We start from the raw sequence: 16,180 nt of genomic DNA, 5'->3' as shown, positions 1-16,180 counted from the left end.
CGCTAGTCGGCCTCGAGGAGGTCGAGGCGGTCGGCCAGGTACCGGCGCAGCGGCATCAGTCCCTGCTCGCCCAGACCGGGCGCCCAGCGCACGAGCACCTCGGAGCCGCGCAGGGCCAGCGGCTCCTGGCCCGACTCGAGCGCTGCGGCGTCCAGTGCGAGGCGCCGCCAGCCGTAGTTGACGATCTCGCCCTCCTGGAACGGACCGTCGAAGGCGGCGCGCCGGATCTCGCGGCGCGCCTCCTGCGACTCGGACTGGTTGTTGGCGTGAAGCGGAGCGACGGCACGAGTGACCGAGCCCGTCGCGAGGAGCTCGCCCTCGCGTCCGAGGAGCACCACGCCGAGGCGCCACGCGCGGGTCACCGGCGCCATCACCGGCTTGCGGCGGAAGCCGAGGATCGCGCGCGGCGTCCGCAGCTCGGCGACGGCCTGGTCGGCGATGCCGCGGGCGTCGAGCTCGGCGGAGACCCCGCGCAGGAGCGCGGCCAGATCGGCGGCGGCCTGCTCGGCCCCGGGTGCTGCGGGCATCGCTCCTCCTCGGCTCGTCCCGCCAGCCTACGGGCGCGGTGTGCACCGGCCACCCCGCTCCGCACCGCTAGCATCGCCTGACGACACCGAGGAGGACGAGCGATGCGCGTCATCATGATGGGCCCGCCCGGCGTGGGCAAGGGCACCCAGGCGGCCGTGCTGTCGCGCGAGCTGGGGGTGCCGGCGATCTCCACCGGCGATCTGTTCCGCGCGCACGTCGCCGACGGCACCGACCTCGGACGGCGTCTGCGGGCGCTCGTGGAGGCCGGCGAGTACGTGCCGGACGAGCTGACGAACGCCCTGGTCGCCGAGCGCATCGCCGAGGAGGACGCCCGGGACGGGTTCATCCTCGACGGCTACCCGCGCACGCTCGCCCAGGTGGACGCGCTGGCGGAGCTCCTCGAGGAGCGGGGCACGCCGCTCTCGTGCGTCGTGCTGCTGACGGCCGACGCGGACGTGGTCCTCGAACGGCTGCACGTGCGGGCGCAGGAGCAGGACCGCGCCGACGACGACCCCGAGGTGGTGCGGAACCGGATCGAGGTCTACGAGCGCGAGACGGCTCCTCTGGCGGAGGTCTACGACGAGCGCGAGCTCCTGGTGCGGATCGACGGCTCCGCCTCGCAGGACGAGGTCGCCGCGAGGATCATCGCGGCGTGCCGGCCCGAGTGAGCCGACCCGCCGCGACGCGGGGTCAGATCGCCGAGGCGAGGACCTCGTCGAGCTTGGCCGAGGCCTCCTCGTCGGTGCCCTTCAGGGCGAGCGAGAGCTCCGACACGAGGATCTGACGCGCCTTGAGGAGCATCCGCTTCTCGCCGGCCGAGACGCCGCCCGCCTGCTCGCGGCGCCACAGGTCGCGGACGACCTCGCTGACGCGGTACACGCTGCCGCTGGCCATCTTCTCCTGGTTGGCCTTGAAGCGGCGGGACCAGTTGCTGGCCTCCTCCGCGACGTCGCTGCGCAGGACGTCGTAGACCGCCTGGACTCCGGCGTCGTCGATGATCTCGCGGACGCCGACGAGCTCGGCGTTCTCGACGGGGAGGGTGATGGTGAGCTCGCTGGTGTGCACGTTCATCGTCATGAACGTCTTCTCGACGCCCTTGACCGAGCGCTTCTCGAGCCCGGTGATCGTCACCGCTCCGTGGTGCGGGTAGACCAGGGTCTCGCCGACCTCGAATGTCATCATGTCGTGCCTTTCGTCGTGGGGCGTGGTGGGAGTGAGGAGTCCAGGGGGCGCAGCGGCGCCGCGGCGAGCCAGGCCGGGAGCAGCGCGACGAGGTGCTCGACCAGCTCCTCGTCGGTGCCGTCGAGGGAGCCGGCGAGCCAGGCGCCGACCACGGAGAGGACGCCGCCGGCCGCGAAGACCGCGGTGAGCTCGGGGTCGACCGCTGCGGGGACGTCGACCCGGGCGAGCACCTCGCGGTGCAGGGCGAGCGCCGTGTCGAGCACGGCGTCGTCGGAGGCGACCCGGGCGGAGGCCCGCGCGCGGAGCCGGGCATGGAAGGCGTGGCGGTCGACCAGCCGCTCGACGAGCCGCGAGTAGCCGCGCTGCAGGGCGTCGGCTCCGGAGCGGTCGGCGGGATCGCCCTCGGCGACGTCGGCGACCACGAGGTCCTGGCGGAGCAGCGCGGAGGCGACTCCCGCCGCGTCGTCGAAGTGGGCGTAGAACGAGCTGCGGCTGATCCCGGCCTCGCGCACGATGTCGCTCACCGCGATGCCCTCGGCCCTCTCGCCGTCGCTCTGCATGACGAGCCGCTCGACCGCGTCGAACACGCGGCGGCGGGTGCGCCGGGCTCGCGGATCGGCGGAGCCGAGCGCCGAGGGGGACTCCGCCGCGGGCACGGAGGCGAGGCGGGCGGAAGTCATCGACGTCAGTCTACCACTTCCCGGACAGGTGTACGGGAAGAGCGTCAGGCGCCGGTGCGCACCTGGTCGAGGCCGGCGATGCGGTCGATCGCGGCCTGCTCGCTCGGCGAGACCCGGCCGAGATACCGGCCCAGGAACACGAACAGCAGGCGGTTCGCCGTGATCGCGGGCCACCACGGGCGCCGGAGGCCCAGGAGCCTCCGCACCTCGGGGCTGAGCGAGGCGACCGCGCCGGCGAACAGCAGCGGGTAGACCACGCCCGCCTCGCCCGGCAGCCGGATGTCGCGGAGGAAGCCGACCGCCTCGTGCACGCGTGCGTCGGGCTTGAGCTCGCCCGCGAATCCGGCGAGCTGCGCGCGGAGCTCCGCGACGCTCTCGGGCGGATCCTGCACTCCGAGCAGCCGGCCGGAGGCGGCCCACTCGCGCACGTAGGCGTCGGGGCCGCCGGGGATCCGTCCGCCCCAGATCTCGTGGGCGCCGAGGAACGCGTCGGTGAAGGCGTCGTGCACCCAGAGCAGCAGGCGGGGGTCCTGCGCCGAGTAGGAGCGCTCGCGCCCGCCGGCGTCCTCGTAGGAGCCGACGATCCGCTCGTGCACGCCGGTCACCCAGCGCGCCGCTCCGCTCGCCGCGGCGGTGTCGCCGAAGCTGGTGGTCAGGACCCAGCGGACCGTGTTGTCGAGCCGGCCCATCGGGTCCTCGCGGTAGCGGGAGTGGTCGTGGACACCGGCCATCGCTCCGGCGTGGAGGGTCTGCATGAGCAGAGCCCGCACTCCGGCGATCATCGTGGGCAGGCCGCCGTTGACCGCCCAGACCGCGCTGCCCGGTCCGAAGAGCCCGGCGTCGTCGCCCTTCTCGAGGGCGACGATCCAGTCGGCGCGGGGGCGGGGGCGGCGGCGTCTCACCCGCTCAGTGTGCGCTCGGATCCTGGGCCGCGGCTGGCCGTTCTGTCACCCTTCGTGGGGCCGTGGTCACTCGGCCAGCAGTTCGCGGACGTCGTCGGCCGACAGCGCCCGGGCGAAGAGCTCGCCCTCGTCGAGCACCGCCGTGCTGAGGCGGCCCTTGCGCTCCTGGAGGCGCACGATCTTCTCCTCGATCGTGTCCGTCGCCACCAGCCGGTACACGTTCACCCGCCGCTCCTGGCCGATGCGGTGCGCGCGGTCGACGGCCTGCGCCTCGGCCGCCGGGTTCCACCACGGGTCGAGGATGAAGACGTGGTCGGCCTCGGTGAGGGTGAGCCCTGTGCCGCCCGCCTTCAGACTGATCAGGAAGACGGGCGCGGCTCCCGAGCGGAACTCCTCGATCACTCCCGCGCGGTCCCGCGTGGAGCCGTCGAGCTGCACGAACGGGATGCCGCGCCGGCGCAGCCGCTCCCCCGCCCGCTCCAGGTACGAGGTGAATGTGCTGAAGACGAGGGCCCGACGGCCTTCCGCGATCACGTCGTCGAGCTGCTCGACGAGCACGTCGAGCTTCGCGGACGGGACGTGCCGGTAGGCCGGGTCGACCAGGGACGCGTCGAGCGCGAGCAGGCGCAGGAGGGTGAGCGATCGGAACACCGTGAAGCGCTGCCGGTCGAGGTCGTCGACCAGGCCCAGGAGCTTCCGCCGCTCGCGCTGGAGGTAGCCGTCGTAGAGCACCCTGTGGGCGGGCGTCAGCGCGACCTCGATCGTCTGCTCCTGCTTCTCGGGGAGCTCCGGCGCCACCGCCTCCTTGGTGCGGCGGAGCAGGAACGGACGCAGTCGTCGGCGCAGTCTCTCGAGGCGGCGGCGCGCGCCCTCGGTGTGGCTGACGGTCCGTCCCTCGGACAGATCGGGCGAGGCGATGCCGACGGGCGCCTCCGCGTGCAGGATCGGCCGGGTGTACTCCTCGCGGAAGCGGCGCAGCGGAGGCAGGAGCCCGGGCGCCACCAGGGCGAGGACCGCCCAGAGCTCGTCGAGCGAGTTCTCCAGCGGTGTGCCGGTGAGCGCGAGCGTGACGGGCGCGCCGACCCCGCGGGCGGCCCGGTGCGTCTGCGAGGCGGAGTTCTTGACGAACTGGGCCTCGTCGAGGATCAGCGCCGACCACGTCCTCGACGCCCAGCGCTCGCCGCCGAGGCGCAGGACCGCGTAGCTGATGAGGACCACGTCCGCGTCGGCCGGGATCGCGTCGAGCGCGCCCTCCCGCGAGCTCGCGACGACGTGGACGCGCAGGGCGGGCGCGAAGCGCTCGGCCTCCGAGCGCCAGCCCGGCACGACCGAGGTGGGGGCGACCACGAGGAACGGCGCGCGGCGGATCCCGGCGCGGCCCGCCTCCTCGACCGCGTCGAGCATCATGGCCAGCGCCTGCAGGGTCTTGCCGAGGCCCATGTCGTCGGCCAGGATCCCGCCGAGCCCGTGACGGAGGCGGTGGACGAGCCAGGCGTAGCCCGCCCGCTGGTACGGGCGCAGCCGGGCGGTCAGTCCCTCCGGCGGGTCCACGTCCTCCGGCGACCCGGCGGCCAGCGCGGAGTCGAGCACGGCGCGCCACGCGTCGGAGGGGACGCTCTCGTCGGCGAGCTCCTCCAGCTCGTTCCACAGCCCGGTCTGGTGCCGGCCGAGCCGGGGTCCCGTCTCCCACTCCTCGAGCTCGTCCGCCCGGGTCAGCAGCTCCCGGAGCCGGTCGAGGCCGGGGTGCGCGAGCGAGAGGTAGGAGTGGTCGACCAGGCGGATGCGGTCGCCGCCCGCGGCCAGAGCGCGGAAGAGGGGCAGGAACGGCACGGTCGCGTCGCCGATGGTCACGACGACGCCGAGGTCGAACCAGTCGGCGCTCTCGGTGTCGACCGCGGTGATGGTGAGCGTGAGCGGTCCGGTCAGCAGGCGGTAGTCCGGGGCCGCGCCCTCGCGCTCGATCCGGACCCCGCCGATCCCCTCCAGCTGCGGGAGCTGCTCCACCACGAACACCGCCGCCTCGGCCCCGCGCAGGACCGCGCTCGTCCCCGGCTCCGGCACGAGAGCGGACCCGGCCTCGCCGAGCACCGAGCGCACCCGGCGGAGCACCGCGCGCTCGAGAGCCGCGTCGGCCGTGCCGTCGAGCTCGCCCGCGCGATCGGGCGCGCGGCGCCAGTGCCAGCCCACTCCGACAGCTCGCCGCGGCTCGAACGAGACCGTGCAGACCAGGCGCGGGGGCTCCGGATCGTCCAGGAGGAGGTCGACGCCCTCCTCGCGGACCGCGACGCGGCTGCGGAGGGCGGGGAGGTGCTCGCCGACGAACTCGGGCACGTCCTCCGCCGGGACCTCCGTCTCCTCGGGGTGGTCGAGGAGCCGCAGCTCCTCGTCGTCGAAGGGCAGGGACGCGGGCGCGAGCAGGAGCGAGGACGGATCGCCGCCCTCGACTGCGTAGACGCCGTGCCGGGCGACCGGACGCGCCGACTCGGGCGCGTGCTCCGCGCCGTCGATCCGCAGGACGGGCCGTAGCCGGAGCGCTCCCTCCTCCGCCGAGACCGTCACCGCCACATGCGCGGGACCGGCGAGGCGGACCGCGCCCTTCTCCGGGGCGAGCAGCGGGATCCCGGCGGCCTGCGCCTGCTCGAGCAGCCGCCAGAGCAGTGGGCTCTCGTAGTCGTCGAGGTGGATCCAGTCGGGGTCCTGCCCCAGGTGGACGGTGCGCGTGGCGCGGTGCAGGGCCGCGAACTCGGCGAACCAGCGCTGGTGAGCGGGGTCGAGCGAGAGCCGGTGGGTCTGGAAGTTCAGCGACTTCCAGGTCAGGGTGGTGCGGTTCCAGGCGCCCCCGCGCCCGCGGACGACGGGGCGGGTGGCCAGACGGTGGTCGCGGCGCTCGTCGGGGTCGTAGGTCTTCGCCGTGACGCGCTCGCTCGCCGGCGCCCGCCACGGATCGTCGGCCCGGCGCACCAGCCGGCGCAGCTCGAACTGCAGCCCGATCGGAGTCAGGACGGTCGGCGACTCGGTCTCGGCGGATCCGCTGAGCTCGCCGACGCGGGCGCGCCAGGAGGAGGGGGTCGACTCGGGAGGCACCGCCCCATGCTGCCACGCGCCGCCGACACCCCCGCCCGCGCCGCGTGACGGGCAGAATCGGAGGATGACCAGCAGCGACTCCCCCGCGCCCACCGTCCTCACCCTCGGAAGCGAGAGCCTGCGCCTCGCCCTGACGACCGCCGGGGCCGAGATGACGTCCCTCCGCGACGACGAGGGCCGCGAGTACCTGTGGCAGGCCGGCCCGGAATGGCGCCGGCACGCTCCCGTCCTGTTCCCGATCATCGGCCGCCTCCCCGGCGACACGCTGCACCACGACGGCGCGGACCACCGGATGGGGCAGCACGGCTTCGCGCGGGACCGGGTCTTCGAGCTCGCGGGCGTCTCGGCGGACGAGGCGGTGTTCCGGCTCCGGAGCGACGACGCCACGCGCGCGGTGTTCCCCTTCGACTGGACGCTCCTCATCGCCTACGCCGTGACCGGGGCCTCGCTCCGGATCACCCAGACCGTCGAGAACAGGGGTCCCTCTCCGCTGGGCTTCTCGCTCGGGAACCACCCGGCCTTCGCGCTGCCGCTGCCCGAGGGCCGCGGCGAGCACCGCATCCGCTTCGCGCAGCCCGAGCCGGAGGGGTACCGCCGCGCTCCGGAGAACCTGCTGCTCGAGGCGCGCCACCCGGCGCCGCTCGAGGACGGGGTCCTGACAGTGGACGACGCGCACTTCGAGGAGGGCGTGATGATCTTCGACGAGCCGCGCCGGCGGACCCTCCGGCTCGAGGCCGACGGTGCCGCCCGCGCGATCGTCGTCGACACCGGGGACTTCGACGTGGTCGGCGTGTGGAAGCCCGTCGGGGCCCCGTTCGTCTGCCTCGAGCCGTGGCGGAGCGTCCCGACCCCCGAGGGCTGGGACGGCGACATCGTCGACAAGCCGCGCCAGATCGTCCTCGAGCCGGGCGGCCGGCGGTCGCTGTCCTACAGCATCGCGCTGAGCTGAACGTCGCGCTGGATCTGCGCGTCGAGCAGCTCGAAGCGGCGGATGATCAGCCCCTCGCGGGTGGCCCAGGGGCAGATCACCAGCGTCTCGATGCCGAGGGCGTCCATGGCCGCCTCCGCGACGAGAGCGCCCGCGAGCAGCTGCGGCGCCCGCAGAGCGGAGACGCCGGGCAGCGCTGAGCGGTCGGCCGCGCTGATCGCGGCGAGGCGGGCGGACCACAGCCGGAGGTCGACCAGGTGCAGCTCGCGGCGCACCAGCGGACCGGCGGCGCTCGGAGCGGCGCCGGTGATCCGCGCCAGAGACCGGAAGGTCTTCGACGTGCCTGCGACCAGGTCGGGGCGCCCCAGGGCGAGGAAGCCGCGGACGGGCTCCGCGAGCACCTCGCGGGCGTGACGCCGGGCGGCCTTCACGCTCGTGGCCGAGGCGGGATCGCCGACCAGCAGGTCCCGCGTCACCCGCCCCGCTCCGAGCGGGACCGACACGGCGAGCTCAGGCACCTCGTCCACGCCCATCGAGAGCTCGAACGAGCCGCCGCCGATGTCGAGGTCCAGGATCGAGCCCGCGCCCCAGCCGAACCAGCGGCGCACGGCGAGGAAGGTGGCCGACGCCTCCGCCTCGCCGCCGAGCTCCTGGAGGTGCACGCCCGTCTCGGCGCGGACCCGGTCGAGGACCGCCGCGCCGTTGCCGGCCTCGCGGATCGCCGAGGTCGCGAACGCCAGCAGGTCCTCCGCGCGGTGCTCGCGGGCGACCTCCGCGGCCTCGGTCACGAACGCGATCAGCTCGCGCTGGCCCCGCTCGGTGATCTCCCCCGCCTCGTCGAGGTGCGCCACGAGAGCGAGGCTCCGCTTGTGCGAGCGGTAGGGCACCGGGCGGGCGCCGGGGTGCGCGTCGACGAGGAGCAGGTGGACCGTGTTGGAGCCGATGTCGAGCACGCCGAGTCGCATGGGTCCACGGTATCCGCCCGCGGAGGCACGTCCCGCCACGCGGGCCGCCGGGGAACGCCGGAGGGCCCGGCCGCTCGCGCGACCGGGCCCTCCGGAGGGTGCTGGACTCAGTGGTCCCAGTTCTCGGCCCTGTCGGCCGAGCTGGACGAGCCGACGATGTGCACCCGCATGTCGTTCGTCGTGCCGGCGCGCCCGGGGGGCGATCCGGAGACGACGACCACGGTCTCGCCCGCCTGGGCGAGGCCCTCGCGGAGCAGCACCGCGTCCACCTGCGCGAACATCGCGTCGGTGTGGTTGACGCGCGGCGTGACGAAGGACTGGACGCCCCAGTTCAGCGCCATGCGGCGGCGGACGGCCGGCTCGGGGGTGAAGCCGATGATCGGGATGCCGTGGCGCAGGCGCGTCATGCGGCGGACCGAGTCGCCCGACTCCGTGAACACGCAGAGGAACTTCGCCTCGACGAACTCCGCGACCTCGGCGGCGGCCAGCGTGACGGATCCGCCCTGGGTGCGGGGCTTGCTGCCCAGCGGGGGAATGCGCTCCAGGCCGTGCTCCTCGGTGGACTCGACGATGCGGGCCATGGTCTGCACGGTGACGACGGGCCAGGCTCCGACGCTGGTCTCGCCCGAGAGCATGACCGCGTCCGCGCCGTCGAGGATGGCGTTCGCGACGTCCGAGGCCTCGGCCCGCGTGGGGCGGGGGCTCTCGATCATCGACTCGAGCATCTGGGTCGCGACGATGACCGGCTTCGCCCAGCGGCGGGCGAGCTCGACGGCGTGCTTCTGCACGATCGGCACCGCCTCGAGGGGCAGCTCGACGCCGAGGTCGCCGCGGGCGACCATGATGCCGTCGAAGACGTCGATGATCTCCTGCAGGTTGTCGACCGCCTGCGGCTTCTCGATCTTGGCGATGACGGGAGCCTTGCGGCCCTCCTCCGCCATGATCTCGTGCACGCGCTCGATGTCGCTGGCGTTGCGCACGAAGGAGAGGGCGATGATGTCGGCGCCGAGACGGATCGCCCAGCGGAGGTCATCCTCGTCCTTCTGGGAGAGGGCGGGGACGTTGACCGCGACACCGGGCAGGTTGATGCCCTTGTTGTTCGAGACGTTGCCGGGGACGACGACCTCGGTGACGACCCGGGGGCCCTCGACGGCGGTGACGCGGACAGCGACCTTGCCGTCGTCGATGAGGAGCATGTCGCCCGGGTTCACGTCGTCCGGGAGGCCCTTGAACGTGGTGCCCGAGAGCTCGCGCGTGCCGAGGACGTCCTCGGTGGTGATGGTGAAGACGTCGCCCTCGGCGAGGGCGTACGGGCCGCCCTCGAACTTGCCGAGGCGGATCTTCGGACCCTGCAGGTCGACGAGGATCGCGACCGCGCGCCCGGCGTCGTCCGCGGCCTTCCGCACGATGCGGTAGATGCCTTCGTGGACGTCGTAGCTTCCGTGACTGAGGTTCATGCGGGCCACGTCCACGCCGGCGTCGATGATCGCACGAATGGTCTCGTACGACGACGTTGCCGGGCCGAGGGTGGCGACGATTTTCGCTCGTCTCATTGAGGGGGTGCTCCGTTGTTCTGCGCCCGGAGGCGCGTCGTTAGCGGGGAGGGTGAGCTGATTGCTGGCGGGCCGAGACTATCGCGTCCCGAGGACTAGAGCGTGAAGCCCCGGTCGTTGGGGCCGACCGGCGCCGGCAGCTGGGTCGTGCCCTCGAGGTAGCGGTCGACCTCGGCCGCGACGGAGCGGCCCTCCGCGATCGCCCAGACGATCAGGGACTGGCCGCGCCCGGCGTCGCCGGCCACGAAGACGCCGGGGACGGTGGTCTCGAAGGCGTCGCCGCGCGCGACGTTGCCGCGCTCGGTGAAGGGGACGTCGAGCTGGCGGCCGAGGTGGTCCGCCTCCGGGCCGGTGAAGCCGAGGGCGAGCAGGACCAGGTCGGCCTGGATCTCGCGCTCGGTGCCCGCCTTGGGGACGCGGCGCCCGTCGAGGTACTCGGTCTCGGCCACGCGCACCGCGCGGACCTCGCCGCCCTCGTTCGCGAGGAACTCCACGGTCGACGCGAGGAACATCCGCTCCCCGCCCTCCTCGTGGGCGCTCGAGACCTCGAACACGGTCGGGTCCATCGGCCAGGGCTGGCTGTCCGGGCGCTGCGACGGCGGCTGCTGCCCGATCGCCAGGTTCGTGACCGACGCGGCCTTCTGGCGGTGGGCGGTGCCGATGCAGTCCGCTCCGGTGTCGCCTCCGCCCAGGACGACGACGTGCTTGCCCTCGGCCGAGATCTGCTCGAAGACGCGGTCGCCCGCGATCGCGCGGTTCGACTGCACGAGGTACTCCATGGCGAAGTGCACGCCGTCGAGGTCGCGACCCGGGATCGGCAGGTCGCGCGGCACGAGAGCACCGGTGGCGACCACGACCGCGTCGTAGCGCGCCCGCAGGTCGTCCCAGGTGATGTCGGAGCCGATGTCGACGCCCGCGCGGAACCGGGTGCCCTCGGCCTTCATCTGGTTCAGGCGGAGCTCGAGGTGCTTCTTCTCCATCTTGAAGTCCGGGATCCCGTAGCGCAGGAGGCCGCCGATGCGGTCGTCGCGCTCGTAGACCGCGACGGTGTGCCCGGCGCGGGTGAGCTGCTGAGCGGCGGCGAGCCCCGCCGGGCCGGAGCCGACGACCGCGACGGTCTTGCCGGTCAGGCGCTCCGGCGGGTGCGGCTGCACCCAGTCGTTGCCGAAGGCCTGATCGATGATCGAGACCTCGATCTGCTTGATCGTGACGGCGGGCTGATTGATGCCGAGCACGCAGGACGACTCGCACGGCGCCGGGCAGAGCCGGCCCGTGAACTCCGGGAAGTTGTTCGTCGCGTGCAGGCGCTCGATCGCCTGGCGGCCCTCGCCGCGCCACATCAGGTCGTTCCACTCGGGGATCAGGTTCCCCAGCGGGCAGCCCTTGTGGCAGAACGGGATGCCGCAGTCCATGCAGCGGCCCGCCTGCCGGCGCAGCACGGCGGAGTCGCCCTGCTCGTAGACCTCTTTCCAGTCCATCAGGCGGACGGACACGGGACGCCGCTTGGGCAGCTCCCGGTCCTGCACCTTCAGGAACCCCTTGGGATCAGCCACCGGTCACCTCCAGAATCCGTCCCCAGACGACGTCGCCGTCGGGATCGAGCCCCTCCTCCACAGCGGATGCGCGCGTCGCGAGCACCGCGGCGAAGTCGCGGGGCAGTACCTTGACGAAACGCGAGACCGTTCCGTCGAAATCGTCGAGCATCCCCTGGGCCAGGGTCGACTCGGTCTCCGCGACGTGCCGCTCGAGCAGGTCGCGCAGGATCTCCACGTCGGCGCTGCCGAGCTCGGAGAGGGTCAGCTCGCCGGAGGCGATCGCGTCGCGGTTCACGAGCTCGCGGCGCAGGCCGTGGATGTAGGCCGTGCCGCCCGACATGCCGGCGCCGAGGTTCCGCCCGGTCTCGCCGAGGATCACCGCCAGGCCGCCGGTCATGTACTCGAGCGCGTGGTCGCCCACTCCCTCGACCACCGCGGTGGCGCCGGAGTTGCGGACCAGGAAGCGCTCGCCGACCATCCCGCGGATGAACATCGTGCCCTGGGTCGCCCCGTAGCCGATCACGTTGCCCGCGATCACGTTCGTCGAGGCGTCGAAGGTGCTGCGGCGGTCCGGCCGCACCACGATCTGGCCGCCCGAGAGGCCCTTGCCGACGTAGTCGTTGGAGTCTCCCTCGAGCCGCAGCGTGATGCCGGCGGGGAGGAACGCTCCGAGCGACTGCCCGGCCGAGCCGCGGAGCGACACGACGATGGAGTCGGCCGGCAGGCCGTTCTCGCCGAATCGGACGGTGACCTCGTGGCCCAGCATGGTGCCGACGGCGCGCTCGGTGTTCTTGATCTCGCGCTCGATCCGCACGGTGCCGCGGTGGTCGAGCACGTTCGCCGCGAGGCGGATCAGCTCGTTGTCGAAGTGGTGCTCGAGCTCGTGCTCCTGCGCGCGGCCGTGGCGGCGCGGCTCCTCCGCCGTGAAGACCGGTCCGACGAGGATCGGCGTCAGGTCGAGCCCGCTCGCCTTCCAGTGCTCGATCGCCTGGTCGATGTCGAGCAGCTCGCGGTGGCCGACGATCTCGTCGACGCTCCGGAAGCCGAGCTGCGCGAGGTACTCGCGCACCTCCTGGGCGATGAACTCGAAGAAGTTGACGACGAACTCCGGCTTTCCGGAGAACCGCTGGCGCAGCTCCGGGTTCTGCGTCGCGACGCCCACCGGGCAGGTGTCGAGGTGGCAGACGCGCATCATGATGCAGCCCTCGACGATCAGCGGGGCCGTCGCGAAGCCGAACTCCTCGGCCCCGAGCAGCGCGCCGATGACGACGTCGCGACCGGTCTTCATCTGGCCGTCGACCTGCACGACCACGCGATCGCGCATGCCGTTGAGCATCAGCGTCTGCTGGGTCTCGGCCAGGCCGAGCTCCCAGGGCGTGCCCGCGTGCTTGAGCGAGTTCACCGGGCTCGCGCCGGTGCCGCCGTCGTGACCCGAGACGAGGATCACGTCGGCGAGGGCCTTCGCGGTGCCGGCGGCGACCGCTCCGATGCCCGACTGGCTGACCAGCTTCGCGTGGATGCGCGCCGACGGGTTCGCCCGCTTGAGGTCGAAGATCAGCTGCTTGAGGTCCTCGATCGAGTAGATGTCGTGGTGCGGCGGCGGCGAGATCAGGCCGACGCCGGCGGTCGCGTGCCGGGTGCGCGCGATCCACGGGTACACCTTCGTCGGCGGCAGCTGACCGCCCTCGCCGGGCTTGGCGCCCTGGGCGAGCTTGATCTGGATGTCGTCGGCGTGGGTGAGGTACATGCTCGTAACGCCGAAGCGGCCCGAGGCGACCTGCTTGATCGCGGAGCGGCGCTCCGGGTCGAGCAGCCGCTCGGTGTCCTCGCCGCCCTCGCCCGTGTTCGACTTGGCGCCGAGGCGGTTCATCGCGATGGCGAGCGTCTCGTGCGCCTCCGGCGAGATGGAGCCGTAGCTCATCGCGCCCGTCGAGAAGCGCTTGACGATCGCCTCGACCGGCTCGACCTCGTCGATCGGGATCGGCGTGCGCCCCGCGGTGTCGAGCTTGAACATGCCGCGGAGGGTCATCAGCGAGCTCGCCTGGTCGTCGACCATCTTCGTGTACTCGCGGAAGACGTCGTAGCGGCGGTTGCGCGTCGAGTGCTGCAGGCGGAACACCGTGTCCGGGTTGAACAGGTGCGGGGCGCCGTCGCGGCGCCACTGGTACTCGCCGCCGACCGCCAGGCGCTCATGCGCGACGATCGCGCCGTCCTCGGGATAGGCGGCGCGATGACGCGCGGCGTTCTCCTCGGCGACGACGTCGATGCCGATGCCGCCGAGCTTCGAGACGGTGCCGGTGAAGTACTGGTCGACGAACGCCTGGCTGAGGCCGACGGCCTCGAAGGTCTGCGCCCCGGCGTAGCTCGACACGGTGGAGATGCCCATCTTGGACATGATCTTCAGCACGCCCTTGCCGAGCGCCTTGATCACGTTCTTCACGGCCTTCTCCGGCGAGACGTCCGACAGCATGCCGCTGCGGACGAGGTCCTCGCAGGTCTCCATCGCCAGGTACGGGTTGACCGCGGAGGCGCCGTAGCCGATGAGCGTCGCCACGTGGTGCACCTCGCGGACGTCGCCCGCCTCGACCACGAGCCCCACTCGCATCCGGTTCTCGGTGCGGATGAGGTGGTGGTGCACGGCGGCGAGCATCAGCAGCGAGGGGATCGGCGCGAGGTCCTTGGTGGAGTCGCGGTCCGAGAGCACCAGGAACTGCGCTCCCGCGGCGATGGCCTCGTCGGCCTCGTCGCACATCTCGTCGATGCGGTCCTGCATCGCGCGGGGTCCCGCGTCGACGCGGTAGAGGCCGCGGATCGTCGTGGTGATGTGGCTCAGCGGGCGCGGCGCGATGTGCTGGATCTTCGCGAGCTCGTCGTTGTCGATGACCGGGAAGTCGAGGACGACCTGGCGCGCGTGCTCGGCACCGGCGGTCAGCAGGTTGCGCTCGGGGCCGAGGCCCAGGCGGAGCGAGGTCACGACCTCCTCGCGGATCGAGTCCAGCGGCGGGTTCGTCACCTGCGCGAAGGCCTGCGTGAAGTAGTCGAAGAGCAGGCGGGGGCGCTTGGACAGGACGGCCACGGGGGTGTCCGAGCCCATCGCTCCGAGCGGCTCCGCACCGGCGCGCGCCATCGGCAGCAGGAGGAGGCGGACCTCCTCCTCGGTGTAGCCGAAGGTGCGCTGGCGGCGGTTGACCGAGGCGGGCGTGTGCACGATGTGCTCGCGCTCGGGGAGGTCCTTGAGGTTGATGCGGCCCTTCTCGAGCCACTCCTCGAACGGACCGGAGGCGGCGAGCTGCCCCTTGATCTCCTCGTCCTCGACGATGCGGCCCTGCTCGGTGTCCACCAGGAACATGCGGCCGGGCTGCAGGCGTCCCTTGCGGACCACCTTCGCGGGGTCGATGTCGAGCACGCCGATCTCGCTGGCGAGCACCACGAGCCCGTCGTCGGTGACGACGTAGCGGCCGGGTCGGAGCCCGTTGCGGTCGAGGGTGGCGCCGACGAGCTCGCCGTCGGTGAAGACGATCGCGGCCGGGCCGTCCCACGGCTCCATGAGCATCGAGTGGTACTCGTAGAACGCGCGGCGCTTCGGGTCGAGCGCGCCGTCCTGGTTCTCCCAGGCCTCCGGCACCATCATCATGATCGCGTGCGGGAGCGACCGGCCGGCCAGATTGAGCAGCTCGACGGTCTCGTCGAACGAGGCGGAGTCGCTGCGGCCGGGCGAGACGATCGGGAACAGCGGGGCCAGGTCGCCCAGCTCGCGGCTCTTCAGCTGCGACTGGCGCGCGCGCATCCAGTTGCGGTTGCCCTGCACCGTGTTGATCTCGCCGTTGTGCGCGATCATCCGGAACGGCTGAGCGAGCGGCCACGAGGGGAAGGTGTTGGTGGAGTACCGGGAGTGCACCAGCGCGAGCTTCGACGCGAAGCGCTCGTCGGACAGGTCCGGGTAGAACGGCTCCAGCTGGAGCGTCGTCACCATCCCCTTGTAGACGAGCGTGCGGCTCGAGAGCGACATGAAGTAGACCTCGAGCTCGCGCTCGACGCGCTTGCGCAGGCGGAAGGTCAGGCGGTCGAGGCGCACGGAGGAGAGGGGCGTGCCGCTCTCGTCGGTCAGCTCGCTCCGGATGAACAGCTGCTCGATCGCCGGCATGGCGGCCCGGGCGAGCGTGCCGATCTCGTCGGGCTGCACGGGCACGGAGCGCCAGCCGACCACGGCGAGGTTCTCCTCGCGGGCGATGTCGGCGATCGTCGACTTGACCCGCTCGCGCTCGAACACGTCCACCGGGAGGAAGGCGTTGCCCACCGCGTACTGGCCCAGCGGCGGGAGCTCGAAGGGAGCGACCGCGCGGAGGAACTCGTCCGGGATCTGCGTGATGATCCCCGCGCCGTCGCCCGTTCCCGCGTCGGAGCCGACGGCGCCGCGGTGCTCGAGGTTGCGCAGCGCGTTCAGCGCGGCGTCGATGATGTCGTGGCCGGCGGTGCCGCGCATGGTGGCGACCATCGCGAGACCGCACGCGTCCTTCTCGGCGGCCGGGTCGTACATCCCCTGCGCCGGCGGCATGCCCAGGAAGGGCACGGCGCGGGCCGGGGTCGAGGGCTGGGCGGAGGCCATGGGAACCGTCCTCACGGGGGTGATGGCTGATCGGGACGTCGCTGGCCCGCGGTGGTGGAGGAGGAGCGGCTCCCCGATCGGGAGGGCCGCAGGGTTCTGCCGTGGCGCGAGCGTCGCGCGCCGCCGGCGGTGCCTGCACGACGACCCGCCCGCGGCAGCGCTCGTGGCTGCGCCGCGATGGGGCGGTCGTGGAGGTGTCGGGCACCCGGGAGGCGGT

Annotated in this window: 11 protein-coding genes; 2 read left to right on the top strand and 9 right to left on the bottom strand. The window is 72.8% G+C overall.

What is annotated here, in order from left to right; all coding sequences use genetic code 11:
- Nucleotides 1-2 precede the first annotated feature (2 nt).
- Entirely contained in the window at nt 3-527 is a 525-nt protein-coding gene (locus tag C5C53_RS08425; RefSeq protein ID WP_104267309.1) for a hypothetical protein, read from the bottom strand.
- A 102-nt stretch (nt 528-629) separates the two neighbouring features.
- On the opposite strand from C5C53_RS08425, the gene C5C53_RS08420 reads away from it, so the two are divergent.
- Complete coding sequence (locus C5C53_RS08420; RefSeq protein ID WP_104221879.1) at nt 630-1,196, top strand: adenylate kinase; 567 nt, start codon at nt 630-632, stop codon at nt 1,194-1,196.
- 22 nt (nt 1,197-1,218) lie between these two features.
- Here C5C53_RS08420 and C5C53_RS08415 read toward each other — a convergent pair whose 3' ends face one another.
- From C5C53_RS08415 to C5C53_RS08400, 4 genes are all read right to left on the bottom strand, one after another.
- A complete protein-coding gene (locus tag C5C53_RS08415) occupies nt 1,219-1,707 on the bottom strand; it encodes a CarD family transcriptional regulator (protein WP_068257183.1) in 489 nt (162 codons plus the stop codon).
- On the bottom strand, nt 1,707-2,390 hold the full coding sequence (locus C5C53_RS08410; protein WP_104267308.1) for a TetR/AcrR family transcriptional regulator: 684 nt from the start codon (nt 2,388-2,390) through the stop codon (nt 1,707-1,709). The genes C5C53_RS08415 and C5C53_RS08410 overlap by 1 nt, the downstream gene beginning before the upstream one ends.
- A 44-nt stretch (nt 2,391-2,434) precedes the next feature.
- On the bottom strand, nt 2,435-3,292 hold the full coding sequence (locus C5C53_RS08405; RefSeq protein WP_104221875.1) for an oxygenase MpaB family protein: 858 nt from the start codon (nt 3,290-3,292) through the stop codon (nt 2,435-2,437).
- A gap of 66 nt (nt 3,293-3,358) precedes the next feature.
- On the bottom strand, nt 3,359-6,376 hold the full coding sequence (locus C5C53_RS08400; protein ID WP_258075399.1) for a DEAD/DEAH box helicase: 3,018 nt from the start codon (nt 6,374-6,376) through the stop codon (nt 3,359-3,361).
- Nucleotides 6,377-6,440: 64 nt separating this feature from the next.
- On the opposite strand from C5C53_RS08400, the gene C5C53_RS08395 reads away from it, so the two are divergent.
- Complete coding sequence (locus tag C5C53_RS08395) at nt 6,441-7,325, top strand: aldose 1-epimerase family protein (RefSeq protein WP_104221873.1); 885 nt, start codon at nt 6,441-6,443, stop codon at nt 7,323-7,325.
- On the opposite strand, the gene C5C53_RS08390 is transcribed toward C5C53_RS08395, so the two are convergent.
- From C5C53_RS08390 to gltB, 4 genes are all read right to left on the bottom strand, one after another.
- The gene (locus C5C53_RS08390; RefSeq protein ID WP_104267307.1) at nt 7,304-8,269 is read right to left on the bottom strand and encodes an exopolyphosphatase; all 966 of its coding nucleotides are present in this window, start codon (nt 8,267-8,269) and stop codon (nt 7,304-7,306) included. The genes C5C53_RS08395 and C5C53_RS08390 overlap by 22 nt on opposite strands.
- Before the next feature lie 107 nt (nt 8,270-8,376).
- Nucleotides 8,377-9,822, bottom strand: coding sequence for a pyruvate kinase (gene pyk, locus C5C53_RS08385; protein ID WP_104221869.1), 1,446 nt, complete (start codon nt 9,820-9,822; stop codon nt 8,377-8,379).
- A gap of 95 nt (nt 9,823-9,917) precedes the next feature.
- Nucleotides 9,918-11,375, bottom strand: coding sequence for a glutamate synthase subunit beta (locus C5C53_RS08380; RefSeq protein WP_104267306.1), 1,458 nt, complete (start codon nt 11,373-11,375; stop codon nt 9,918-9,920).
- Nucleotides 11,368-15,963, bottom strand: coding sequence for a glutamate synthase large subunit (gene gltB / locus C5C53_RS08375; RefSeq protein ID WP_104267305.1), 4,596 nt, complete (start codon nt 15,961-15,963; stop codon nt 11,368-11,370). Before gltB ends, C5C53_RS08380 begins: the two co-directional genes overlap by 8 nt.
- Nucleotides 15,964-16,180: the final 217 nt, after the last annotated feature.

The organism is Rathayibacter sp. AY1E3 (assembly GCF_002932235.1).
Classification (GTDB): Bacteria; Actinomycetota; Actinomycetes; order Actinomycetales; family Microbacteriaceae; genus Rathayibacter.
Note: the sequence above shows the minus strand (reverse complement) of the source record. Positions and strands in the feature narration are given on the sequence as shown.